General features: G+C 67.7%; 19 protein-coding genes. 13 read left to right on the top strand and 6 right to left on the bottom strand.

All coding sequences use genetic code 11. The features are described 5' to 3' along the window. Positions 1-101 precede the first annotated feature (101 nt). Positions 102-1,838, bottom strand: a complete 1,737-nt coding sequence (locus tag ACFFGN_RS10370; protein WP_380045867.1) for a right-handed parallel beta-helix repeat-containing protein — start codon at positions 1,836-1,838, stop codon at positions 102-104. A 582-nt stretch (positions 1,839-2,420) separates the two neighbouring features. Between ACFFGN_RS10370 and ACFFGN_RS10365 the strand changes: the two genes are divergently transcribed. The 3 genes from ACFFGN_RS10365 to ACFFGN_RS10355 are packed head-to-tail and all read left to right on the top strand — an operon-like array spanning position 2,421 to position 4,058. Next, a complete protein-coding gene (locus ACFFGN_RS10365) occupies positions 2,421-2,852 on the top strand; it encodes an adenylyltransferase/cytidyltransferase family protein (RefSeq protein ID WP_380045865.1) in 432 nt (143 codons plus the stop codon). Next, positions 2,849-3,634, top strand: coding sequence for a CDP-alcohol phosphatidyltransferase family protein (locus ACFFGN_RS10360; RefSeq protein ID WP_380045863.1), 786 nt, complete (start codon positions 2,849-2,851; stop codon positions 3,632-3,634). Before ACFFGN_RS10365 ends, ACFFGN_RS10360 begins: the two co-directional genes overlap by 4 nt. Before the next feature lie 7 nt (positions 3,635-3,641). After that, positions 3,642-4,058, top strand: a complete 417-nt coding sequence (locus ACFFGN_RS10355) for an FAD synthase family protein (RefSeq protein ID WP_380045861.1) — start codon at positions 3,642-3,644, stop codon at positions 4,056-4,058. A gap of 17 nt (positions 4,059-4,075) precedes the next feature. On the opposite strand, the gene ACFFGN_RS10350 is transcribed toward ACFFGN_RS10355, so the two are convergent. Both ACFFGN_RS10350 and uxaC read right to left on the bottom strand, forming a co-directional pair. Beyond that, positions 4,076-5,251, bottom strand: a complete 1,176-nt coding sequence (locus ACFFGN_RS10350) for a glycosyltransferase family 4 protein (protein WP_380045858.1) — start codon at positions 5,249-5,251, stop codon at positions 4,076-4,078. A 39-nt stretch (positions 5,252-5,290) separates the two neighbouring features. Beyond that, positions 5,291-6,673: a glucuronate isomerase gene (gene uxaC, locus ACFFGN_RS10345; RefSeq protein WP_380045856.1), complete on the bottom strand. Its 1,383-nt coding sequence runs from the start codon at positions 6,671-6,673 to the stop codon at positions 5,291-5,293. 114 nt (positions 6,674-6,787) lie between these two features. Between uxaC and ACFFGN_RS10340 the strand changes: the two genes are divergently transcribed. The 5 genes from ACFFGN_RS10340 to ACFFGN_RS10320 all read left to right on the top strand — a co-directional run bounded on the left by ACFFGN_RS10340 (position 6,788) and on the right by ACFFGN_RS10320 (position 13,138). Next, positions 6,788-7,771 carry a LacI family DNA-binding transcriptional regulator gene (locus ACFFGN_RS10340; RefSeq protein WP_380045854.1) on the top strand — a complete coding sequence of 328 codons (984 nt, stop codon included), beginning with the start codon at positions 6,788-6,790 and terminating at the stop codon, positions 7,769-7,771. 14 nt (positions 7,772-7,785) lie between these two features. After that, positions 7,786-8,697, top strand: a complete 912-nt coding sequence (locus ACFFGN_RS10335) for a PfkB family carbohydrate kinase (protein ID WP_380045852.1) — start codon at positions 7,786-7,788, stop codon at positions 8,695-8,697. After that, positions 8,694-10,085, top strand: coding sequence for a mannitol dehydrogenase family protein (locus tag ACFFGN_RS10330; protein WP_380045850.1), 1,392 nt, complete (start codon positions 8,694-8,696; stop codon positions 10,083-10,085). The genes ACFFGN_RS10335 and ACFFGN_RS10330 overlap by 4 nt, the downstream gene beginning before the upstream one ends. A 99-nt stretch (positions 10,086-10,184) precedes the next feature. After that, on the top strand, positions 10,185-11,735 hold the full coding sequence (locus ACFFGN_RS10325) for a right-handed parallel beta-helix repeat-containing protein (protein WP_380045848.1): 1,551 nt from the start codon (positions 10,185-10,187) through the stop codon (positions 11,733-11,735). Between the two features lie 236 nt (positions 11,736-11,971). Next, complete coding sequence (locus tag ACFFGN_RS10320) at positions 11,972-13,138, top strand: glycosyltransferase family 4 protein (protein ID WP_380045846.1); 1,167 nt, start codon at positions 11,972-11,974, stop codon at positions 13,136-13,138. Here the strand turns inward: ACFFGN_RS10320 and nadA are convergent. Further along, the gene (gene nadA, locus ACFFGN_RS10315; protein WP_380045844.1) at positions 13,107-14,297 is read right to left on the bottom strand and encodes a quinolinate synthase NadA; all 1,191 of its coding nucleotides are present in this window, start codon (positions 14,295-14,297) and stop codon (positions 13,107-13,109) included. The genes ACFFGN_RS10320 and nadA overlap by 32 nt on opposite strands. 172 nt (positions 14,298-14,469) lie before the next feature. Here nadA and ACFFGN_RS10310 point away from each other — a divergent pair, with 172 nt between their 5' ends. The 3 genes from ACFFGN_RS10310 (at position 14,470) to ACFFGN_RS10300 (ending at position 17,243) form a co-directional block, all read left to right on the top strand. Continuing rightward, positions 14,470-15,564, top strand: coding sequence for a glycerate kinase family protein (locus tag ACFFGN_RS10310; protein ID WP_380045842.1), 1,095 nt, complete (start codon positions 14,470-14,472; stop codon positions 15,562-15,564). Between the two features lie 254 nt (positions 15,565-15,818). Further along, a complete protein-coding gene (gene erpA / locus ACFFGN_RS10305; protein ID WP_380045840.1) occupies positions 15,819-16,181 on the top strand; it encodes an iron-sulfur cluster insertion protein ErpA in 363 nt (120 codons plus the stop codon). A 258-nt stretch (positions 16,182-16,439) separates the two neighbouring features. Then, positions 16,440-17,243, top strand: a complete 804-nt coding sequence (locus ACFFGN_RS10300) for a hypothetical protein (protein ID WP_380045838.1) — start codon at positions 16,440-16,442, stop codon at positions 17,241-17,243. Positions 17,244-17,307: 64 nt separating this feature from the next. On the opposite strand, the gene ACFFGN_RS10295 is transcribed toward ACFFGN_RS10300, so the two are convergent. Then, positions 17,308-18,468, bottom strand: a complete 1,161-nt coding sequence (locus tag ACFFGN_RS10295) for a DUF3800 domain-containing protein (protein WP_380045836.1) — start codon at positions 18,466-18,468, stop codon at positions 17,308-17,310. Between the two features lie 280 nt (positions 18,469-18,748). Between ACFFGN_RS10295 and ACFFGN_RS10290 the strand changes: the two genes are divergently transcribed. After that, entirely contained in the window at positions 18,749-21,628 is a 2,880-nt protein-coding gene (locus ACFFGN_RS10290) for an FAD-binding and (Fe-S)-binding domain-containing protein (protein WP_380045834.1), read from the top strand. A 10-nt stretch (positions 21,629-21,638) separates the two neighbouring features. Next, complete coding sequence (locus ACFFGN_RS10285; protein WP_380045832.1) at positions 21,639-22,388, top strand: class I SAM-dependent methyltransferase; 750 nt, start codon at positions 21,639-21,641, stop codon at positions 22,386-22,388. Between the two features lie 53 nt (positions 22,389-22,441). Here the strand turns inward: ACFFGN_RS10285 and ACFFGN_RS10280 are convergent, their stop codons facing one another. Beyond that, positions 22,442-23,602, bottom strand: coding sequence for an NAD-dependent formate dehydrogenase (locus ACFFGN_RS10280; RefSeq protein WP_380045830.1), 1,161 nt, complete (start codon positions 23,600-23,602; stop codon positions 22,442-22,444). Between the last annotated feature and the right edge of the window lie 77 nt (positions 23,603-23,679).

Genomic DNA, 23,679 nt, shown 5'->3' with positions numbered 1-23,679 from the left:
GAGTGCTGGCCGCCCACCGCAGGGCTACCGGGATCCGGAGAGGTCCCGGGCAAAGGGTCGGGCCGGCCCTTGGGCAAAGGGCCGGCCCGTTGGTGGTGCGGTTATCTGAAGGTGCCGGTGGTGTCGTTGCCGATCGACTTCCACTGGCTGGCGGTCATCAGCTTGTTCATCCAGTTGAAGCGGCTCGCGGACGGGGTGTCCACGTTGTACTGATTGCCGCTGAAGGTGACCGCGCCGGCGGGGATCGATGCGCTGCCGAGGTACACCGCGCCGATGGTGGCGGTGCCTGAGGCGATGTCGATCTCGTTGTTGATGACCTTGACGTTGCGCAGTACGAACGTGCCCTGGCCGCCGGTGGCGGTACCGCGGTTGCGGGACTGGACCGCGACGCCATTGCGGTTGCCGGCCAGAGTGTTGCCCTCGATGCGCACGTTCGACGAGGTGTTGACGTTGATGCCACCGCCGTCGAACAGGCTCTTGCCGCCACCTGCTCCGGTGCGGCGGACGCCGAAGCCGTTGTTGGTGATGGTGTTGCCGATGATCGTGCCGTTGTAGCTGATCTCGTAGCGGATACCGCACGCCGCGTTCTGGTCGATGCGGTTGCCCTTGATCACTTTGTTGGTCTCCTCGATGTCCGACCAGATGCCGATGCCGAGGTTGTTGTGCACGTGGTTGGCTTCGATCAGACCGGACGACCAGGTGGACTTGATGCCACCGGACTCCCAGTCGGCGATCCAGAACCCGTCGGTGTTGTTGTTGTCGATTTCGTTGCGCAGGATCTGTGCGCCCTGCGAACGCCACTGGCTGATGCCCAGCTGCCCGTTGCGCGTCACCCGGTTGGCCCGGACGACGGCCTTGTCGGCGCGCGCGAGCTTGAGACCGACCGCGTGGTTGTCGCGGAACTCGTTGGCGATGGCCTGCCAGCCGGGTCCGATCTCCACCGCGGCCGACTGCGCCGGGCTGGCGAAGTGCTCGATGGTCAGCCCGCGCACGGTGACGCCGGTGCCACCGGTGCCGATGGCCTGGGCGGTCTTCGACATCTCGATCGAGTGGCCGGCGGGATTGCGCCCGATGTAGATGGCGTTGGCGGAGTAGTCGCCGTAGAAGCTGGTCGGCGTGACCTGACTGAGCGAAGCCACCCGGGTCAGATGCTTGCCGTCGAAGAAGATCTGCTCACGCAGATCGCAGATGTTGGCCTGCTCATCTTCGCACTGGCCGATCTTGCCGTACGCCGCCGGGAGCGCGCCGCGAACGACCCACTTGTTTCCGCTGGGCTTGAAGTAGCTGTCGGAGAGCCGGACCGAGCCGCTCAGTACGGCGCCGACGGAGCTGGCGAGGACCTGGTTGGCCTTGGGCCGGAGCGTCTTGGTGATGCGATGTACGCCGGCGGCGAAGCAGAACGTCGTACCGGCGGGCTTGGAGTTGATGACCGACTGGGGGTCCTGGCCGAGCTTGATCGGCGTGCCCGAGCACGGGCCGGCAACAGCTGGGCCGACCGTGAGATTGGCTGGCGGCGTGGTTGTGGGCGGCGGGACCGGGGGAGTCGGGGGCTTGGTAGAGGTGGTCGGTGGGACGGTCGGCGTCGGCTTGCTCGACGCGGTCGTCGTCGGCGTGGTGCTCGGTTTCACCGTGGCGGACGCGGTGGGCGTCGCCGTCGGCCGGGGCCGCTTCGTGGGCCACTTGGTGGTCGGCGTGTGGCCCGGCCAGTAGCGGGAGACGGCCTCTGGGGTTGCCTTGGACGTCGCGGCCGAACTGTCGGCGGGACCCCCTCTGGCGAACCAGACTGTACCGGCGGAGACGAGCACCGCGATAATCGCGGCGTACAGCAACTTCTTCAACTGAAACAACCTCCGAGGCTGATGTTGGCGCGCTATGTCCCCAGTAGCGGCCGGGTCAATTCCCTCCGCCCTTCTGAAAGGGCGCCCTCGTGCGGTTCGTCATGTTGCAAGATCGTTACGATGAGGTCAAGTAGTTCCACCGGCGGCAAGCGGGCTCTGAACGGCTTGGTGCACGCTCCGCTTGCGACGATGGACCGTCTGTTCAAGCTCTCACCTGGGCAAACGCACCAGCCGACTCCGCAGGGTTACGGTACCGACCGGTTCGGTAATCAGTGAAACTGGCCGGGATTTAACATTGCTCACAATTTTCTGCCCGGATAGCGATCGCAGTTCAAACAGCTGAATGAATTGCCTGGCTGCTTTTGTATAAGTCAAGAGCCGCGGCGATGTGGCTGGTTCTGGGCCGATCTCGACGGTGCGTCATGGCTAGGTCCCGGCGGTTACCGGGTGTAAGGTGCGTGCAGTGGATTTCCAGGGCGAGCGCAGAGCGGCGCAGGTCCTGGACATCGGTCCGGCAAGGATCGGGTTGAGGCGCCGGGGGGCGCGAGGCGTGAGCCTTCAGGGCTCGGTGGGGGGACCGTGGTGACCAAAGTGATAGGCGGCTACCTGTCCGGCGTGTTCGATCTGTTCCACGTCGGACACTTGGACTTGCTCCAGCAGGCAGCGGCGAGCTGCGACCGGCTGGTCGTCGGCGTGCTCACCGACGAATGGGCTGAGGAGAATCTCGGCCTGAGGCCGTTCGTGCCGCTGATCGAGCGCCAGCAGATCATCAGCAGGTTGCGCTGTGTCGACGAGGTCGTGGTGACCAACGGCGCCAGCGCCGACGTGGTGAGCGCACTCGGGGTCGACCTGGTCTTCACCGGGCCTGGCCTGGAGGATGCCGTTGAACAGGCGGCGTCCGCACTGGTCTTGTCGGCCCCGGTCGTTCGGCCGCTCGAGCTCACCCGGATCACCGAGAGCGCGATTCTCCGGGCGGCCCTGAGCCAGCGGGTCTCCCGCAGTTCGGTCGCATGAGCCGGGTCGATCGCACTGCTTCGATCGGTGAACTCGTGGCGGCGCTCGCGTCCGCGCAGAAGCCCGCTGCCGGTACTCCGGCGTACTCGCGGTTCATCAACCGGCGTCTCGGCCGCTACCTGGCCGCGGTCGCGTACAAGCTCGGCCTGACGCCGAACCAGGTCAGCGCGGCGAGCGCACTGTGTTCCTTCGCCGCCATCTTCGTCATCGCGCTGGTGGAGCCCACCGTGGCTGTCGCCGTGCTCGTGACGGCGCTGCTGGTACTCGGTTACGCGCTGGACTCGGCCGACGGCCAGGTCGCACGGCTGCGTGGTGGCGGTAGTCCGGTCGGCGAATGGCTCGATCACATGATCGACTGCACCAAGATCGCGACGCTGCATCTGGCGGTGCTGATCGGGCTCTACCGCTTCACCTCCTTCGACACCGACCTGGTCCTGCTGATCCCGATGGCCTATGCGGTAGTCGGCTCGGTGACGTTCTTCGGCCTGATCCTGATCGAGCAGCTACGCCGCAACAACGGCGCGGCCAAGCCGAATCCCCGTGGCGAGTCGGTGCTCAAGTCACTGCTGATCGTGCCGAGCGATTACGGAGTGTTGTGCCTGGTCTTCGTCACGCTGGCCTGGCCGGCCGTGTTCCTGACCCTGTACGGGCTGTTGCTGGCGGTCAATCTGCTGCTTCTGCTGGCCGCGGTGACCAAGTGGTACGGCGAACTGACTAGTCTGGGCGCGCAGTCTCCGCAGCTACCGCCCCAGACTCCGCCTGAAGTCTCCGCCCGAGGTTGAGGTCCGCATGACCGTGATCGGCTACGCGCCCGGTGTGTACGACATGTTCCACATCGGCCATCTGAACATCCTGCGCCGGGCCCGGGAGAACTGTGACTTCCTGATCGCCGGCGTCGTCGAGGATGACGTCGTCGCCGGGATCAAGGGCCGCCTTCCGGTGGTGCCGCATCACGAGCGGATGGAGGTGGTCGGCGCGATCGACCTGGTCGACAAGGTCGTCAGCGACTTCTCCAGCGACAAGTTCGAGATGTGGAAAGAGCTGAAGTACGACGTCCTGTTCAAAGGCGACGACTGGAAAGGCACCGAGAAGGCCATCCGGCTGGAGAAGCTCCTGGCCGAGGTTGGTGCTCGAGTGCACTATTTCCCCTATACGGCCTCAACGTCGAGCACCGGCCTACGCCGCCTCCTCGACGGCGCTCACTGATCCAGCCTGCTGAAGGGCTAGCGGGCCTTCACGACCGACTGGTACCAGTCGTCGACTACGCCCGGCAGCCGGGCCGGTGACCAGCGCAGTGTCGGTTCGGGCCGTGTCTTGTCGGTCGAGGCGAGTGCGCGCGCTAGTTCGCCAATGACGTCGCCATGTGGCGCTACGACCCTTCCGGCGGCTCCAGCCAGCAGCGGTGGTCCGCCGAGTTCCAGGCAGACCACGGGACATCCGAGTGTGGCGGCCTCTGCGACGGCCCAGGGTGCCGAATCGTGCAACGACGGGAAGAGCATCGCGTCGGCGTCCCTGACGGCCGCAAGAACCTCGTCGCGCGGCCGCATGCCTAGAAATCGCACACGCTCGCCTAGACCCAGACGATCCACTTCGGCTGCCAAGGCTTCCCGCTCCGGGCCAGCCCCGTAGAAGTCCAAGGTCCACCCGGCAGCCTCGGGATGGGCGATAGTCGCCACAGCGAGCCGTACGCCCTTCCAACCGACCAGGCGTCCTACGAACACCGCGCGCTTCCCGGGCTCTCGGTCGAGCGCAGCCGGTGGTACGTCGGAGAGGTCGATGGAGGAGTTCGGCTCGACCACGACGCGACGGGCGTGACGGAACCGCCGGGCCACATCGTCGTTCAGCGCTACGGTCAGTTCGGCCTGACGGGCGACAGGGTCTCCCAAGGTTCGCCGGGCCAGCTCCGTGAACGGAGTCCGGATCAGCTCACCGACGATGCCGCGGGTACCGAGCCAGCGCTGCGCCAGTCGCCACGGGGGCCGGGTGGCTCCGCCGACAGGACCCCAGACGAGTGGTACGTCCCGCAGGCGGCGTACACCGCACGGCAGCCAGTCAGCGGCGAAGGTCACGTGGTGCGCGACATCGAACCCGACCTCGCGGTGCAGACGTTCGGCGATCCGGCCGAGGTCGCGTTGCCACAGGGTGTAGTACCAGTAGACGTCACGCGGTCGCTTCTTTGCCTTTAGCAACCGGTCGCCCAGGTCGTGGTATGTGACATGCAGCCGCTCGCGTAGCACCGGATCGGCGGCGCGGTGACGCTCGATCGACTGCTCGAACCGGCGTCGGGTCACCACCCAGACCTCGTGGTTCTCCGCCGCCGCCCGCACGAATGCCCAGCCCGCGCCGGGCTCGGATCCCTCGTCCGGCCCGCACGCATAGGCGCTGATCAGCACCTTCATCCCGCACCCCCTCAAACCCGGGCGCAAGACTACCGGCCGTCAGCGTCGGTAGGTGGTTGATGCCAGGTTGTAGGCGAGGTCGGCCGCCACTTCGAGCGCCTCGTCCTCGGCGAGCCGGTGTTCGGTCACCAGCCGGGCCAGGTAGCCCGCGTCGATCCGGCGGGCTAGATCGTGTCGAGCCGGAATAGAGAGGAAGGCCCGGGTGTCGTCGACGAAGCCCGACATGTTGGCGAACCCGGCAGTTTCGGTCACTAGCTCGCGGAAACGTCGCATCCCGTCCGGGCTGTCGAGGAACCACCAGGGCGCTCCGAGGCGCACGGTCGGGTAGACCCCGGCCAGCGGGGCAAGCTCGCGGGAGTAGACCGTCTCGTCCACCGTGAACAGGACGAGCCCGAAGCCTTCGGCGTGGCCGAACCGTTCCAGGAGAGGCCGTAGGGACCGGGTGAACTCCGTCTGCACAGGGATGTCGTAACCCCGGTCGCGCCCGAAACGATCGAGTACGTCGGTGCTGTGGTTCCGCAAGACGCCCGGGTGCAACTGCATCACCAAGCCGTCCTCGGCGGACATGGCCGCCATCTGGAACAACATGTGTCCGGCGAAGGCTTCAGCGGCTGCACCGGCCTCCCCGCGCAGGGCGTCGGCATAGACGGCCCGAGCCGCTTCGTCGCTCAGAGGTTCGGTGGACGCGCTGAAGTGGCCATGGTCGGACGCGAGCGCGCCGGACTCGATGAAGGCGCGTCGCCGTTCGCGAAGTGCCTCCAGATAGCCGTCGTACGTCGAGGTGTCCTGGCCGGCGATTTCGCCGAGCAGGCGCACGTTTTCGGCCCAGCCGGGGGTGTCGACGTATACGAGGGCGTCCGGGCGGAACGTCGGAATCACCCGGCCGGGCAGTTCCGCCGCCAGGGCCTTGTGGTGGGCCAGATCGTCGGTCGCCGCGTCGGTGGTCGAGATGAGCTCGATCCGGAAGGCGTCGAGCAGGGCCCGCGGGCGGAACGAGGGCTCCGCGAGGCGTGCGCTGATCTCGTCGTACAGCTCGTCGGCCGTTTCCGCCGAGGGCGCGAGCTTTACGCCGAGCACCTCGGCCAGTTCGTGCTCGATCCAGTACCGGCTGGGCGTACCGCGGAAGAGGTGCCAGTGCGAGCAGAAAGCCCGCCAGATCTCGCGCGGGTCTCCACCGGCGCTGAGGCTCTCGAGCGGCACACCTTGCGACACCAGCATGCGGGTGACGTAGTGATCGGGAACGACGAGCAGATCCGCCGGGTCTCCGAAGGGCTCGTCCGTGGCGAAGAGGGCAGCCTCCACGTGGCCGTGGAAACACAGCAGCGGCAGGTCCCGCACCGACTGGTAGATCCGCCGGGCGATGTCACGGGCCTCACCAGCGGGCAGAGCGCGGTCGGGGTGAGGCTGCAAGGCCTTCGGCATGGGAACTCCACGAAGCATCGAGTGAAACGGACGCTGCAAAGGATTGCAGTCACTGATCCAAGGCACAAGCCCTCGCTGTTGACACGGGAATGAAACGGCCTGCAAACTCGCGCTGTGTCCTCCACCATTCGCGACGTCGCCCGCTTGGCCGGGGTTTCGGCCTCGACGGTGTCGCGCGCGCTGTCGATGCCGGAGATGGTGAACGCCGCCACCCGGGAGCGGGTGCAGTCGGCCGCGGAACGGCTGGGCTACGCGCCGAACCGGGCGGCCCGGGGGCTGATCACCGGCCGGACCGGCAATATCGGCCTGGTCGTACCGGATCTGGCCAATCCGTTCTTCCCGAGCGTGGTCAAGGGCATTCAGGCGCGGGCCCGGGCGGCCGATATCGCGGTCTTCCTGGCCGATACCGACGAGGATCCGGCCGCCGAGGTGGGCCTGGTCCGGGCGTTGGCCAAGCAGGTCGACGGCATGATCTTGTGCTCCCCACGCGCCGGCCTGGACGAGCTGACCGGTTTCGCCGCCGATACCCGGGTGGTGCTGGTGAACCGGGAGGTTCCGGACATCGGCTCGGTCACGTTCGACAACACCGACGGAATGCGCCAGGCGGTCGGCCATCTGGCCGCGCTCGGACATCGCCGAATCGCCTGGGTCGGTGGCCCCGCCAAGTCGTGGTCCGATGGCGAACGCGCCCGCGGCCTGACCGACGCCGCGGCCGCCGCCGGACTCGAGGTGGTCAAGATCGGGCATTTCCCGCCGCACTACGACGGGGGATACGCCGCCGCCGACCAGGTCGTCGCTTCCGGGGCCACCGCAGTGGTGACCTACAACGACCTGGTCGCGATCGGCCTGATGGCCCGTCTCGACGCCCGGGGAATCTCCGTACCGAACGACTTCAGTGTGGTCGGCATCGACGACATCGCGATGTCCCGGATGGCCCGGCCCGCTCTGACCACCGTGAGCCTGCCCAAGCAACAGGCGGGCCGGGTCGCGGTGGAACTGCTGCTGGCGCTCTTGGACGACCCGGACGGTTCGGCCGGTCCCAGCCGGCAGTTGCCCGGTGAGCTGATCGTGCGCGGCTCGACCGGCGTCACCCCATGACTGGAGGAGTCCCTGTGACAACCCCCGACGTGTTCGTACTGGGCGAGGTCCTGGTCGAACTCACCGCGACCGAACCACTCGACTCTGGTACGTCGATGCGGCTCGCGTTCTCGGGAGACGCCTTGAACGCCGCGGCCGCGTCTGCCGCCGCGGGGGCGCATACCGCGTTGCTGGCGCGCGTACCGGATGACGACCTGGGGGATCGGCTCCTTGCCCGGGTCAACGACCTCGGCATCGACAGCAGCCGTGTAGTGCGCGTATCCGGCCAGCACGGGCTCTACATGCAGCACGCCGATCCAACCGGTGGACGCGAGTTCCTCTATGTACGCAAGGGCAGCGCCGGCTCAGGCCTCAGCCCCGAGGACGTGCCCGACAAGCTCGGCGCGGTTCTCGCGAGCGGGATCGCCTGCGCCATCTCGGAATCAGCCGCGCAGGCGGTTCGTAAGGCTGCGGCGCTCTCCGCCTGTTTCGTGTACGACCCGAACTGGCGGCCGCGACTCGTCGACGCCGCAGGCGCTGCGGAACACCTTCGCGTACTAGCGCCGTACGCGCGGCTCATGACGCCTGCGTGGCCGCAAGAGGCGCAGCTGATCGCCGATACCCCCGAAGCAGCTTGTACGACGTTGAGGCAGCTCGGGGCCCGGGCGGTCGCTCTCACGCGAGGCGCCGAAGGTGTGTTGCTGGACGAGGGCGGCGAGTTCAGCGAGGTCCCGGTCGTGCCGGCTCCTCGAGTGGTCGACCAGACTGGTGCGGGCGATTCCTTCGCCGGTACGGTCACGGCCCGCCTAGCTCTTGGCGACGACCTCGCGCAGGCCATCCGGCTTGGAGTGGCTGCGGCCTCTCTGTCGGTCGGAGGCCTCGGCGGTACCGGCTACGTCGCCACCCTGGAAGAAGTCCGCGCCCACGCATTGGCGGTTCGTTCATGACCGAGCGTCTTTCCTTCGACACCAAGCCGTCTACTGCGGTAGACCCGCGTGAGCTCTCGATCGGCCTGGTGCATCTCGGACTGGGCGCCTTCCATCGAGCCCACCAGGCGGTCTACACCGAACTAGCGGCGGCTGCTACCGGCGAAACGACTTGGGGCATCTCCGGCGTCAGCCAACGGTCGACGACCGTGCGGGACCAACTAGCGCCTCAAGATGGCCTGTACTCGGTTCTAGAGCGCGGTCTCGGTGAACCGACCGTCCGGGTGATCGCCAGCATCCGCGAGATGCTGGTTGCGCCTGAGGGCGTCGTCGAGCGAATCGCCGACCCTGCCGTGTCGGTGGTCACCCTGACCGTCACGGAGAAGGGCTATCGCGCCTCGCCGGATGGCGGCCTCGACTTCAACGACGAAGGCGTAAAGGTGGATCTGGCCTCCGCGACACCGCGCACGGTCGTCGGACAGCTCGTCGCGGGTCTGGCCGCTAGAGCCCGTACCGGCGCCGGACCGCTCACCCTGCTTTCGTGCGACAACCTCGTCGCCAACGGCGCCGTACTGCGTCGACTCGTGCACGAGTTCGCCGAGGCCAAGCCAAGCCCGGGTCTCGCGGAACAACTCGAGAGCGCGCGATTCCCGTCGAGCATGGTGGATCGCATCGTGCCCGCGACAACCGATGCCGACCGCGCCGACGCGGAACGTCTGCTCGGCTGCCGCGACGAAGGTGTGGTCGTGGCCGAGCCGTTCCGGCAGTGGGTGATCGAGAACGACTTCGCGGCAGCCCGTCCCGCCTGGGAACGCGCCGGGGCCATCCTGACCGACGACGTCGCGCCCTGGGAACGCGTGAAGCTGCGCATGCTCAACGCGACCCACTCGCTGCTGGCGTATCTCGGTGCGCTCAAGGGCTACGCGACGATCGCCGAGGCCGTCCGGGACGAAGAGCTCTTCCGGCAGGCCTTGGACCTGATGACCGAGGACGTCGTACCGACGCTCGACCCGCCTGCAGACCTCGACCTCACGACGTACGGCGAGAGCGTGCTGGAGCGGTTCGCGAACCCGGCCCTCAAGCACCGGACCGCCCAGGTCGCGATGGACGGTTCGGTGAAACTGCCGGTCCGCTTGCTCGGCACAGTGCGGGACCGCCTCGCGGCCGGGGCCGAACCACGTCACGCTGCCTTGGCCGTCGCTGCCTGGATGCGCTACGTCAGTACTGCGGAGGCGATCGACGATCCGCTCGCCGACCGCCTGCGGGCTGCTGTCACCTCCGCGAAGGCTGGACCCGCTGGACTGGTGGACGCGCTCCTGGGAGTCGAGCAGGTCTTTGCGGCCGATCTACGCGACGACACGACGTTCCGGGCGCTGCTGACTACCCACCTGGCTGAGCTCTCGCGGTAAAGCTTGCAGCTTGTTGCAACGTAGAGGTCTGTGCGAGCGCAAGACCCTCACCTAGCGTCGGCGAAGGACTTATCCGGCAAGCTTTGTGGGGGTTTTGCGATGTCTAGCAAGCGTTGGAGGGGGTTCGCGGCCCTGGTGCTGGCAGCTCCGGCCACTGTCGCCGTAACCGGGACAACCGCGCAGGCGGCTGATACCTGCGCCGGGGTGAACGTTGCCCTCGGCGCCAACATCCAGTCGGTAGTGAACGCCAACCCGGCTGGTACGACGTACTGCCTCGCAGCCGGCGTCTACCAGCTGACGGCGCCACTGCAGCTCAAGACGGGTGACACGCTCTGGGGCGCTGGACCGTCCCCGACGAGCGGCACGATGCTCTCGGGCGCAATCGTGCCCACGGCGTGGACCGCCTCCGGCACCAACTGGTACGCGAGTGGCGTTCTACCAGCCGCCTACACCGACCCGAACGGCCAGTGCGAAAACAATGTGGCCAACCTGTGCCGGAAGTCCGAGGACGTCTTCCGCAACAGCACGCAGTTGGTCCGCGTCGGTAGCCTGGCCGAACTTGGACCGGGCAAGTTCTTCCCGGACTACGCGGCCAACCGGGTCTACGTACGGGACAACCCGACGACGGCAACGATGCGGGTCAGCCGCACGCGTACGGCACTGCCCGCCGGTACCGCGACCGACGTGACGGTTCGCGGCCTCGGCGTGCGGCACTTCGCGTCGCTGAGCCAGAACGGCGCGGTGGAGATCGGCACGCGCTGGAAGGTCTTCAGCGTGGACGTCAGCTACAACCACGCGCTCGGCTGGAAGATGATCGGCAACGACGCGTCGTTCACCGCGTCGCGTACGTCGTACAACGGCCAGCTCGGCGGCGGCATCTACCGGGCCGACCGTTTCACCGTCGCCAACGTGGAGATCGACCACAACAACCACCAAGGTCTTTACTGGGTGGCCGACTGGGAGTCCGGCGGTATCAAGATCACGACTGGCGCCACCGGCGTGATCGACGCCGCCTTCACCCACGACAACCTCGGCATCGGTCTGTGGGCCGACGGCGCCGCGGGAGACCCGGCCATTCCGAACTCGCTGGAGTTCCGGAACTCGACCATCACCAACAACTCCGCTGACGGCGTCCGGTTCGAGATCAGCAGCAACGGCAAGATCTCCGGCAATACCGTGACCGGGAACGGCTGCGACCTGCTCGGCCGCCGCGGTGTCACCGAGGGCGGGCTGTACGACGGCGCCGGCATCGACGTGAACTCGTCGGTCAACGTCGAGGTCTCGAACAACACCGTCGCCGGCAACCACAACGCCATCGGCGGCCAGGAACGCCAGGGCCGCGAGCTGCACCTGCAGCACCTGCGCGTGGTCGACAACACCATCACCAGCACGCGCTGCGCGAACGGCTTCGGTCTTGGTCTGACCGGTGTTGTCAGCAACCAGAAGGCGGACCGGCCGGAGTACTGGGGTCACGCATTCGATGCGGTTGGTGACAATCGGTTCATCGCCAACGACTACAAGATTCCCGCGGCCGACGGTGGGCTCGAGGCGAAACGCTATGCCTGGAACGGCAGTTACATGCACAAGTGGTCCACCTGGATCGGCGTGGACGGCCAGGACGCGGGCGGCACCGCCGTGGTGATTCCGTAGATTTCCGCGTTCTCCCGGCGTATTCCGGCATTTCTTCCGGTCGAAGAGCCTAGGCAATAACCCCGTTGCTGCTTTACTCTCAGGGCGAGGACGGTGGGCTATCAGCCAACTGGGGGAGTACTGGGGGTTCCGCGATGGGGATCGCAGGGCGGCGGCATGAGGAAGTGGGGGCGAGTGGGCGCTGGCGGGTGCCCTGGCTCGAACCGGCGGTGGATCGCTGCTGAGGGGCCGCCGTGATGTCAACGGCGAAGGTCCTGATCAGTGCCAGCGCTTGTCACCCCGAGGGTGACCGCGAGGCCGAAGCGGCTTGGGCATGGTGCCGAGCCGCGGCGGCGACTCATGACGTCCATCTAGTGACCAGCGCGGGTTCGGCGCGGCGCCTCACGGCCGAGCTGACCCGCCGACCCGTACCCTCCCTGACCGTCGTCGGGGTCGACCTGCCCGCTCCCCGGCGCCTCACCTGGGGGCGGCAGGCGGCCCGCACCATCCGGCGACTGCACGCCGAACAGCACTTCGACGTGATCCACCACCTGGCCACCGACACCGACCGGTATCCCACCGGCCTGGTACGGCGTACCGGGGCGCGGGTCATCTGGGGCCCGGCGGGCGCCTCCGAACCGGTGCCGTTGCCGTTGACCCGCTGGCTCGACGGGCCCGGGCTGGAGGCGGAATTGCTGCGGCGACTGTTCACCGCCCCGGCCCAGCGGGTAGCGAATCACCGGTTGCGGCAGCACGTGGATCTTGTGGTCGCGCGGGATCACGAGGCTGCCCACGCCTATCGCGGTACGGGTTCGGTGGCGATCCACCCCGCGGTCGTGATGCCTCGGTTGAACAGTGGCGGCCCACAACGACATGAGCGGGCTAGTGCCGATGGGCGGACTGCCTTGTTCGTTGGCCGGCTGATCCCGTCGCGGGGACTTGTCCCGGCCATAACCACCCTTGCCCGGCCGGGTGCGGAGGACTGGGAGCTACGCGTAATTGGCGACGGACCCGACTGGCGACGGGCGGATCGCCTCGCGGACCGGCTTGGCGTCCGCGACCGGGTTGAGTTCCTCGGCGAGCTGCCCCGGGCCGACGTACTCCGGGCGATGAGTACCGCCGATGCCCTGCTGTCACCGACTCTCGGCGATTCAGCCGGTTGGGCGGTCGCGGAGGCCCTTGCCAGCGGATGCCCGGTTGTCTGCCTGGACCGCGGCGCGCCGCCAGTACTCGTTGGCCCGGGCGAAGGGGCCGTTGTTGCCTGGCAGGGGGATCTGCCCGGCGCCCTGGCGTCCGGCCTCGCGGGATTGCGCGGCCGGATCGAGCCGGTGGACCGGTGGGCGCCGAACCACCTCGGCGACGTACTCGCCGAGTGGTACGAGGGCAGTGCGGTCAGTCGCGAAGGGACTTCCCCGGCAGGCTGAGCATGCGGTCCAGCGCGACCTTGGCGTACTTCTCGGTCTCGGGATCGACCTTGATCGTGTTGATCGCGGTACCGGCGACGAGGTTCTCCAGCGCCCAGACCAGGTGCGGCAGGTCGATTCGGTTCATCGTCGAGCAGTAGCAGACGGCCTTATCCAGGAACACGATGTTCTTGTCCGGGTGAGCCTTGGCCAGGCGCTGGACCAGGTTCAGCTCGGTGCCGATGGCCCAGGAGCTTCCCGGCCCGGCGGCGTCCAGGGTGTTGATGATGTACTCCGTCGAGCCGACCAGGTCGGCCTTGGTGACCACCTCGTGACGGCACTCCGGGTGGACCAGCACGTTGACCCCGGGGACCCGGGCGCGCACGTCGTCGACCGAGGCGGCGGTGAACCGGCCGTGCACCGAGCAGTGCCCGCGCCAGAGGATCATCTTGGCCGCGGCCAGCTGCTCACTGGTGAGACCGCCGTGCGGCTTGTGCGGGTCGTACACCACGCATTCGTCCAGGCTCAGCCCGAGCTCCAGCACGGCGGTGTTGCGGCCGAGGTGCTGGTCCGGCAGGAAGAGCACCTTCTCGCCGCGCTCGAAGGCCCAGTTGAGAGCCACCTCGGCGTTGCTCGACGTACACACCACACCGCCGTTGCGGCCGCAGAACGCCTTGATGTCGGCGCTGGAGTTCATGTAGGTGACCGGCACGGTGACGTCGGCGATGCCCGCGTCCGCCAGCGCGTCCCAGGCGGCCTCGACCTGCTGGATCCGGGCCATGTCGGCCATCGAGCAACCCGCGGCCAGGTCCGGCAGGATCACCGTCTGGTCGTCGTTGGTGAGGATGTCGGCGGATTCGGCCATGAAGTGCACGCCACAGAACACGATGTACGGCGAATCCGGCCGGGCCGCCGCGTCGCGCGCGAGCTTGAACGAGTCACCCGTGACATCGGCGAACTGGATCACCTCGTCGCGCTGGTAGTGATGCCCCAGCACGAACACCTTGTCGCCGAGCGCGGCCTTCGCCTTCCGCGCCCGCTCGACCAGGTTCGGGTCCGACGCCGGTGGCAGCGCGCCCGGGCATTCCACCCCTCGCTCCGAGTGCGGGTCCGTGTCACGCCCGAGGAACAGCAGCGGCAGGGACTTCGGCACATCCGCGGTAGTCGTCACGACAACCATCGTGCCACGCGCCCAACCAGGTCAGCCCACCCTTGCCCAACCGCCCACCATGTGATCTACACCGCTTGGTTCGGGCCTGCTCGCGCGTGGTCCGACCACATCCGGTCCGGCCGCGGTGTCTCGCTCGGTGGGCGTGGCGACAGGCTGAGCGGTCGTACGCAAGGATGTCGCCATGCGCGTGCTGATTGCCCCGGACAAGTTCGCAGGCACCCTGACCGCGGTCGAGGCCGCGGCCGCGATCGAGGAGGGTTGGCGCCGGCGTGACCCGGAGGCCGAGGTGCTGGTGGCCCCGATGGCCGACGGTGGCCCGGGCTTCATCGACGTACTCGCCGCCGTGATCGACGGTTCCCTGCTCTCCGGTACGGCGCGGGGCCCGCTCGGCGACGAGGTCCCCGCGACGGTCCTGGTGGCCGGTGAGACGGCCTACATCGAGACCGCCCAGGCCTGCGGATTGCACCTGGTGGAACCGGCAGACCGCCGCCCGGAGGACGGTACGACGTACGGCGTGGGCCAACTCGTCGCGGCAGCCGTCGAGGCGGGCGCCAAGCGGATCATCCTCGGCCTCGGTGGCTCCGGTACGAACGACGCGGGCGCGGGCCTCCTCGCGGCACTGGGCGCGACCGCGACCGGTGGACGCCTCGACGCGGGCGCGGCCGGGCTGGCCGGGGTGACGGCGGTGGACCTGGCGCCGGCGCTGGACAAGCTGGATGGTGTCGAGTTGATCGCGGCCAGTGACGTGGAGAACCCGCTGCTCGGGCTACGCGGCGCGACCAACGTCTTCGGTACGCAAAAAGGCGTCACCGACGAGCGCAAGCCGGTAGTCGACGAGTGGCTGACCGGGTTCGCCAAGCTCGCCGGGCGGAAGATCGCCGACGCCAAGGGCGCGGGCGCGGCCGGTGGGCTCGGGTACGCCTTGCTGCTGCTCGGCGCCAGTCGCGTCTCCGGTATCGACCTGGTGGCGGAACTGACCGATTTGCGCGCCAAGGCCGGTCAGGTGGACCTGGTGCTGTCGGGGGAGGGCGCGTTCGACTTCCAGTCCCGTGACGGCAAGGTCATCGCTGGGGTCGCGAAGGTGGCGAACGACGCGATGCGGCCGTGCGTCGTACTGGCCGGAAAGGTACTGATCGGGGCGCGGGAGATGCGCACGATGGGCGTGGAGTCGGCCTACTCCCTGGTGGACGCGGTAGGCGAGGAAAAGGCCTTCGCCGACGCCTACGGCTCGCTGGCCACGGTCGCCGAGCGCGTCGCCAAGACCTGGGCGCGCTGACCACCACGGCCTTTCCGGCTGTGTCCGCGCCTGGTCCGGGTGGACTTCGGGTGCGTCCGGGCTGGTTCGACCGGCGGTTCGGCTGGTCTGCCGAGGTCCGGCGGGCGTGGGCGCTCGTTGGAGGGTTGGATTTGGTGTGCGACCATGGGAATGCGCTCGGGATGACAGTTGTTGCCCGAGGTGACAGCGGAATTTTCGCACCGGTCGGCTGCCCAGAGACCGAGTGCTGACATCACAGATGACTGGAGTCAGGAATGACTGAAGCGCAGACCGAGCAGGCCACCACCACGGCAACCGGCATCCTCCTCAGCGATGGTGCTGCCGCCAAGGTGAAGGCGTTGCTGGACCAAGAGGGTCGCGACGACCTCGCGCTGCGCGTGGCCGTGCAGCCGGGTGGTTGCTCCGGCCTTCGCTACCAGCTCTTCTTCGACGAGCGTCAGCTCGACGGCGACGTGGTGGTCGACTTCGACGGCGTCAGCGTCGTCACCGACCGGATGAGCGCTCCGTACCTCAAGGGCGCCACCATCGACTTCGTCGACACCATCGAGAAGCAGGGCTTCACGATCGACAACCCGAACGCCACCGGCTCCTGCGCCTGCGGCGACTCGTTCAACTGATCCACCGCCGAAACCCCCGCCACCCCTCGTTTGGGTGACGGGGGTTTCCGCATTCCCTCCATCTGCTCCGCCCCGCCGCCGCCGATCGGCGTCTTGGCCGCCGGGTGCTTCCGGGCGTGTGGCTGCCTAGGCCTTTCACGCGTGAGAACCGATCGCACGGTCTCGTCCAGGTTGTCCACAGGCGGCGAAATCGTCTGATCGCCCGGTCCTTCGGCTCGTACCTTCCCTGCACATCGTTCTACTCAGGGAGGGATCCGGATGGTCATCTCAAGTCTGTTGCTCGCCATCGCCGGTCTGCTCGGCCTCGCAGCGGCGCCGGAGCCGGGCATGATCGCGAATCAGGCACACCAGTTCACCCGCGGCCCCGCGGTGCCACATCCGCCGGCCAGCCAGCCCCGCGGCCTCGCCTACCTCCATCGCCGCGACTGGCTAGTGCTCTATTCGTACGACGCCGGCCGACATCGCAGCATGCTGTCCGTGATCGACCGAGCCTCCGGCCGACGGGTGAAATCCGTCTCCGTCCGGCCCGGCACGGTCGGAGGCCTGGCAATCGCCGAACACCTCTGGCTGACCGCCCACGCAACGGGAAACCGTCACTACATCCGCCGCTTCAGCCTCGCCAAACTGATCAACGCACCCAACGGCGCGTATCTCGCTCCAGACGCGGCCTTCCCAGTCCGAGCCTCCCGCTACGCCGCCATCTACGGCTCCGACCTGTTCGTCGGCGGCCAAACGGGCCTCACGGGACAGCTCTACCGCTACCGCTTGTCGCCCACCGGCCAGGTGCCTCGTTCACCCGCAGCCGTGCTCGACACCCCAGCCCAGGTGACAGGCGCAGTGGTGACGCCTGACCACATCCTCTTCAGCCGTTCCGCCGGACCGGACCAATCGAGCCTCTTCACGATCCAGCGAAGGTCGACCGGCATGAGCTCGACCTTCCTCCTACCCAGCCAAAGCGAAGGCCTGACCAGAGCCGGTTCCCGCGTCTACCTCGCCTTCGCCGCAGGCACCCGCCACCTCAAACACGCGTCCCTCCACCACCTAACCGCCCGCGTCCCCTGACCACCGTCCGGCGGATCCGCCCGGCATGTCTGCTCGGACGGTCGCCGTCGGACGCGCTGGCTGGTCAGTGGTGGTGGGGTAGCGCCGGGGCAGGGCTGTCGGGGCGAGGGGTGGTGAGGGGCTCGGTAAGGCGGGACCAGCTGGGGGCGTCGGCCCAGATTGAGGTTGGTTCGAGGTAGGGGCTGAGAAGGGCCGTCAGTTCGGGATCTCCGTGACCGTGCAGCTGGTCGGAGGCGATTCGGCGGGCGGCTCCGGCCAGCAGGTCGGCCACTTGGACGCGGGCCTCGGTGCGGGAGTCGACCTGGCGTAACGACAGCAGCGGGCCGGTTCGGCCGGGCCAGGTCTTCACGAGTACCCGCTCGATCTGGCCTATCCGGTGCAAGGTGAGCGAACTCTGCTCGTCGTGAATGACCGACACCCGTCGGCCGTCCGCACCCCAGGCCAGCGCGGTCTCGACGAGGGCCGGCATCAACGGTTCCAGCGGCGGCAACGTGGTTCTCTCATCGAGGACCTGACTGAGGTACGGCTCGATCCGGGCGCGACCGGAGCGTAACTCCTTGATAGCCGGACTGGACTCTCTCGCAGGACCGGAGGTCAAGCCCGCAAAGAGTTCGTCCGTCATCGGCTCGACCTGGCTGCGGTACTTCGCACGCATCAAGGAGGTGAACGCCAGCAAAATCCCGTGCCACTTGTCCGGCCCAAAGACGCGCGGTCCGTCATGGTGCAACGCGAGCGCCTTGGCTCGACCCTTGGGATCGAGGCTGGTTCCGGAAGCGTAGGTCGGCTCGGTGGTCAAAACGTCGATCATGCGTGAGACCGCGAAGAAGGTCTTGTCGGTCAGATGCACCCGGGCGCGGCCGTGGATCGGCCCGTCGGGGCCAAGCAGCCAGTTGAGCATCGGCCGCTGGCGTTCGCGAAGGAGGTGGTTCGCCTTGAACTCGTCACCGTAATAAGGCAAAGACCGTCGGGCCGCCTCGACCCAGGCCTTGGCCGAGCGCAGGTCCAGCTCGACCGCGGCGTGCACGAAAACAGGGCTGTCGGGATCGAGCATGTTGGTCCCCGAAAAGCCGGACTCATCACAGGCGATCTCGACCACCTCGTCGGTATCGCCCGGTGCTCCGGCGAACTGCTCGACCGCAGGCGGCTCCGCCCGGTCCACGTCGCGGAGATCGGGCCGCTCTGGATCAGTACTGGAAAGGGGGTGAATGACGTTGAAAAGCTGCATATGGAGGTGCTCCTGGGCATGGCTGATGGACGAAGGGACTGCACACGGGTGGAACCCGCGGGTCACTTCGCGGCAGCAGCCGGCCCAGACGTCATACCGCCATCATGGCCCGGTGGCCGAGTCGCCGCCATCCGATTTCCCGGTTGAGTGGACACCGAGCTCACGAGTAGGCGACCACGGGCAGGGACTCGCGGCGGCCCGGCGCGGCGCCAGATCCCGGCGATCCGCCCAGCTGGGTAGATTGGCGACGAGATACCCCCAGCCCGGTGGAGGGTCGTGCATGAGCCCGTACGACGTGGCGCGACTGGCCGCCGCTCTTCGCGCCGAGGTCCGCGGTGCAGTTGGAGATGACGCCCGCACTCGCGCGTTGTACGCGACGGACGGGTCGAACTACCGAGCGGTCCCTGACCTGGTCGTGGTCCCGGCCGACGTGGAGGACCTCGCGACGGCTGTCACCATCACGGCAACCGCTGGTGCGCCAGTCACCATGCGCGGCGGCGGTACGTCCATGGCGGGTAACGCGATCGGTGGTGTGGTGATCGACGGCTCGCGCCACGTGAACCGCATCCTCGCGCTCGACCCGCAGGCCCGCACCGCTGTGGTCGAACCAGGCGTCGTGCTGACGCATCTACTCGCCGCCGCGCGTCCACACGGTCTGACGTTCGGTGCCGATCCGTCCTCGGGTAGCCGCGCCACCCTCGGCGGCATGATCGCGAACAACGCCTGCGGAGCCCATTCGGTGGCCTGGGGTACGACGGCGGACAACCTGCGCGCGATCGAAGTACTGCTTGCCGACGGCACCTACCTCAGCCTGGATACGCCTTCCGGGCAAGACGACCCAGGCGTACGTCGTACCGCGGCGGCTGAACGTCCCGGGCGGGTGGGGCAGCTCCATCGAGCCCTGCAGGAGTTTGTCGACCGGAATGAGCTGGCCATCCGTCGGCGATTCGGGCAGTTCACCCGACAGATTTCCGGTTATCCGCTGCACCGCCTATTGCCCGAACACGGCTACGACGTGGCGCGGTTGCTCTGTGGGACCGAGGGTGGATTCGCCGCCACCCTGCGGGCCACCGTGCAGCTCACGCCGTTGCCGGTCGCGAAGGTGTTATGCGTGCTCGGGTTCAACGACTCGATCGCCTCGGCGGATTGCGTGCCCGTCGTGCTCAGACACGGCCCGCTGACGATGGAGTCGATCAACGCCGAACTGCTGGCCCGTCTTCCGGCGGAGGTGCGCGACGCCGCCGACCTGCCGCCGGGAACCGCCTGGCTGCTGGTGGAGCTCGGGGCCGACGACGTCCCGAGCGCGGTGAGGACCGCGCGCGCGATGCTGGAGGACCTCCGCGATTCAGGTGTCGCTGTTACGGCCGAACTCGTCACGGATACCGGGCACCAAGCCGTGCTCTGGCGCTGCCGCAAGGACGCGGCGGGCCTCGCGACGCGCCGAGCCGACGGCGCCGAGGCATGGGGTGGTTGGGAGGACGCGGCCGTTCCACCCGCACGGCTGGGCGACTACCTGCGCGGGCTGGATGAGCTGCTCGCGCGGCACGGTTTGTCCGGCGCGTCGTACGGCCACTTCGGCGAAGGCTGCATGCACATGCGGATCGACTTCGACCTGCTGAGCGAACGAGGCCTAGCGACGTACCGCGCCTTCATCGAACAAGCCGCCGATCTGGTCGTGTCCCTGGGTGGATCGGTCTCGGGCGAACACGGTGATGGACGCGCGCGGGGCGAACTGCTCGGCCGGATGTACGGCGCGGACGGGCTCGCTCTGCTGGCCGAGGCTAAACGGATTTGGGATCCAACCGGGGTGCTGAACCCAGGTGCGGTGGTGGATCCGCCACCGTTCGACGCCGACATCCGGCATGACGGACCGGCGCATACCCGGCAGTTGCTCACCGTGTTTGCCTACGGCAACGACAACCGTGACTTCGCGCAGGCTCAACGGCGATGTGTGGGGATCGGCAACTGCCGGCAGACCTCCGGCGGCGTGATGTGCCCGAGCTACCAGGTCACTCGCGACGAGCTGCACAGCACCAGAGGGCGCGCGCATCTGCTCTGGGAGATGCTCGAAGGCACCCTCGTGCGGAACGGCTGGCGCTCGACCGAGGTCCGTGACGGGCTCGACCTCTGCCTTTCCTGCAAGGGCTGTCTGTCGGATTGCCCGGTCAACGTGGACATGGCGACGTACAAGGCGGAATTCACGCATCACCACTTCGCGGGTCGACCGTGGGCGCGTCCACGCTCGCACTGGTCCATGGGCTGGCTGCCGCTGTGGGCCCGGCTTGCCAGCGGACCTGCGGCGCGTACGGCCGGCCGGCTCGCCTCGACCTCCGCGGCTCGCAAGCTCGGTGGCATCGCCGATGAACGGGAGGTCCCGTCGTTCGCCCGGCAATCCTTCACCGACTGGTTCGGGGCGCGCTCACCGGTCGCTGGCCGGAAACGGGTGTTGCTGTGGCCCGACACCTTTACGAACTACCTCACGCCGGAGGTGGGGAAGGCAGCCGTGGCTGTGCTGGCAGATGCCGGGTTCGAGGTGGTGCTGCCGGAGCGGCCAGTGTGTTGTGGACTGACCTGGATCTCCACCGGCCAACTGACGATCGCCCGCCGGGTCTTGCGGCGTTCGCTCGCGGTGCTGGAACCACACCTGGCCGCCGGGACACCGATCGTCGGTCTGGAACCCAGCTGTGCGGCGGCGCTCCGCCACGATGCACCGGATCTGCTCGGCGACGACGCTTTGGCGGCGAAGGCTGCGCGATCGACGTACACCTTTGCGCAGGTGTTGCGGGAGTTCGCGCCGGATTGGGAACCGCCTCGGGTCGATGGCCAGGCCTTGGTGCAGACGCATTGCCACCAGCACGCGGTGCTCGGGTTCGACGCCGAACGGGCGCTGATGGCCGCGGCCGGGATCGACGCCGATGTACCGGATTCGGGGTGCTGCGGTCTCGCCGGGAACTTCGGGTTCGAGCGCGACCACTACGACGTTTCGATGGCGGTGGGGGAGCGGGTGCTGCTTCCGGCCGTTCGTGCCGCCGACCCGGCGACGGCCATCTTGGCGGACGGTTTCAGCTGCCGTACTCAGATCGCCCAGGCCACCACGCGTCGACCGCAGCACCTGGCCGAACTGTTGGCGAACGCCCTTATCGATCAAGGTCCGGATTAGGGGACTACGAATGTTGCAAGCAGAGTTCAACGATCCTCGTCTGGTCGCGGTGTACGACGCGGAGTGTCCCTGGTCCCGCGACGACGACTACTTCGTCGCCACGGTCAAGGCCCACGCGGCGAAAGGCGCCCGGGTGCTCGACCTCGGGTGCGGCACGGGCCGACTGGCCCTTGGACTGGCCAACGAGGGGTACCGCGTGACGGGAGTCGATCCAGCCGTGGCATCGCTACGACGGGCCCGCGACAAACCTGGCGCGGACAGAGTCACCTGGATTGAAGGCACGTCGGCGGTGTTGCCCGGCTCGGCGTACGAGCTGGCGGTGATGACCAGTCACGTCGCGCAGTTCTTCGTGGACGAGCACGAGTGGCGTCGTACGTTGAGCGATCTCCGGCGGGCGCTCGTACCGGGCGGGTGGTTGGTGTTCGACAGCCGCGATCCAGATGCGCGCGGCTGGGAACGCTGGAACCCGGTCGATTCCCGGCGGCGGATCACCATGCCGGACGGCAGCGTCGTCGAGGTGTGGACCGAGGTGACGACGGTAGAAGACGGCGCTGTCACCTTCACTCGCCACTACGAGTTCCCACCCGAGAGCGAGTCGCTGGAGTCGGCCAGTACGGCGACCCAGCGTTTCCGTTCCGAGCAGGCGCTCCGCTCCGCGCTCAGCGAGGCTGGCTTCGTGGTGGAGCACGTCCACGGCGGCTGGAACCGCGAACCAGTAGGCGCTCCCGACGGTGAACTCCTCGTCCTAGCCCACACCTGAGCGATCATCCGCCGAAGAGCCCTTGTGTTGCTGGGCCCTTCGGCGAGACCGGGCTACTTGGCGGTGGAGTAGGAGTGCGCGCCCGTACCGGCGAGAGCGCCTCCATCGACGATCAGGTATTCGTCGCGAATCGGGGTGCCCTCGAAGTACGACTCGAGGATTTCACGCGTGCCGGCGGCGTACCGGGCCTGGGCAGACAAGGAGGAACCGGAGATGTGCGGCGTCATGCCGTGGTGGGGCATGGTGCGCCAGGGGTGATCGGCCGGCGCGGGCTGCGGGTACCAGACATCGCCCGCGTATCCCGCGAGTTGACCGCTCTCCAACGCGCGCACGATCGCATCTCGATCGGCGATCTTGGCGCGGGCGGTGTTGATCAGGTAGGCGCCGCGCTTCATCGTGCCGAGCAGCTTGTCGCCGAACAGGCCTTCGGTCTCCGGATGCAGCGGCGCGTTGATCGTGACCACGTCCAGATGTGGCACCATCTCGTCCGTGCTGGCGTGCCAGGTCAAACCGAGTTCCGCTTCGAGCTCTGCCGGAAGGCGGTGCCGATCGGTGTAGTGCAGATGTACGTCGAACGGCGCGAGACGGCGCAGTACCGCGAGGCCGATCCGGCCCGCCGCCACCGTACCGACGTGCATGCCCTCGAGGTCGTACGAACGCGAAACCGCATCGGCGATGTTCCAGCCACCGTCGAGCACGATCTGATGTGACGGGAGGTAGTTCCGTACCTGCGACAAAATCATCATCACCACGTGTTCCGCGACGCTGATGCTGTTGCAGAAGGTCACCTCGGCCACGGTGACGCCGCCCTCGATCGCGGCCTGTAAATCCACGTGATCGGACCCGATTCCGGCGGTCACGGCCAACTTGAGGTTCGGCGCCTTCGCGATCCGCTCGGGTGTCAGATAGGCCGGCCAGAACGGCTGCGAGATGACGATCTCGGCGTCGGCAAGTTCCCGCTCGAAGACCGAATCCGGCCCGTCCTTGTCGGATGTGACGACCAGTTCGTGGCCGAGCCCTTCGAGATAGGGCCGCACCCCCAGCTCGCCGGATACGCTGCCGAGCAAATGTCCCGGCGTGAAGTCGATGCCCTTCGGACTAGGCAATTTCTGCCCGTCCGAATAGTCCGGAATTGTCGGCAGATCGTCACGCGCATAGTTCGTCGGATGACCGTCGACCGGGTCGTCATAAAGTACGCAAAGCACCTTCGCCATGGGGAATCTCCTTCAATACAAGGGGTTTCGTGATTCCACCCTCGTCCGATCGATCCCGCCGGTCAAAGCGAATCTTT

It is taken from the genome of Kribbella deserti (assembly GCF_042434725.1).
GTDB classification, from domain to species: domain Bacteria; phylum Actinomycetota; class Actinomycetes; order Propionibacteriales; family Kribbellaceae; genus Kribbella; species Kribbella deserti.
Note: the sequence above shows the minus strand (reverse complement) of the source record. Positions and strands in the feature narration are given on the sequence as shown.

Coding starts and splice junctions, on each gene's coding strand:
- ACFFGN_RS10360 (WP_380045863.1), top strand. CDS start 2,849: ATGAGCCGGGTCGATCGCACTGCTTCGATCGGTGAACTCGTGGCGGCG.
- ACFFGN_RS10355 (WP_380045861.1), top strand. CDS start 3,642: ATGACCGTGATCGGCTACGCGCCCGGTGTGTACGACATGTTCCACATC.
- ACFFGN_RS10350 (WP_380045858.1), bottom strand. CDS start 5,251: ATGAAGGTGCTGATCAGCGCCTATGCGTGCGGGCCGGACGAGGGATCC.
- uxaC (WP_380045856.1), bottom strand. CDS start 6,673: ATGCCGAAGGCCTTGCAGCCTCACCCCGACCGCGCTCTGCCCGCTGGT.
- ACFFGN_RS10330 (WP_380045850.1), top strand. CDS start 8,694: ATGACCGAGCGTCTTTCCTTCGACACCAAGCCGTCTACTGCGGTAGAC.
- ACFFGN_RS10325 (WP_380045848.1), top strand. CDS start 10,185: ATGTCTAGCAAGCGTTGGAGGGGGTTCGCGGCCCTGGTGCTGGCAGCT.
- ACFFGN_RS10320 (WP_380045846.1), top strand. CDS start 11,972: ATGTCAACGGCGAAGGTCCTGATCAGTGCCAGCGCTTGTCACCCCGAG.
- nadA (WP_380045844.1), bottom strand. CDS start 14,297: ATGGTTGTCGTGACGACTACCGCGGATGTGCCGAAGTCCCTGCCGCTG.
- ACFFGN_RS10310 (WP_380045842.1), top strand. CDS start 14,470: ATGCGCGTGCTGATTGCCCCGGACAAGTTCGCAGGCACCCTGACCGCG.
- erpA (WP_380045840.1), top strand. CDS start 15,819: ATGACTGAAGCGCAGACCGAGCAGGCCACCACCACGGCAACCGGCATC.
- ACFFGN_RS10300 (WP_380045838.1), top strand. CDS start 16,440: ATGGTCATCTCAAGTCTGTTGCTCGCCATCGCCGGTCTGCTCGGCCTC.
- ACFFGN_RS10295 (WP_380045836.1), bottom strand. CDS start 18,468: ATGCAGCTTTTCAACGTCATTCACCCCCTTTCCAGTACTGATCCAGAG.
- ACFFGN_RS10290 (WP_380045834.1), top strand. CDS start 18,749: ATGAGCCCGTACGACGTGGCGCGACTGGCCGCCGCTCTTCGCGCCGAG.
- ACFFGN_RS10285 (WP_380045832.1), top strand. CDS start 21,639: ATGTTGCAAGCAGAGTTCAACGATCCTCGTCTGGTCGCGGTGTACGAC.
- ACFFGN_RS10280 (WP_380045830.1), bottom strand. CDS start 23,602: ATGGCGAAGGTGCTTTGCGTACTTTATGACGACCCGGTCGACGGTCAT.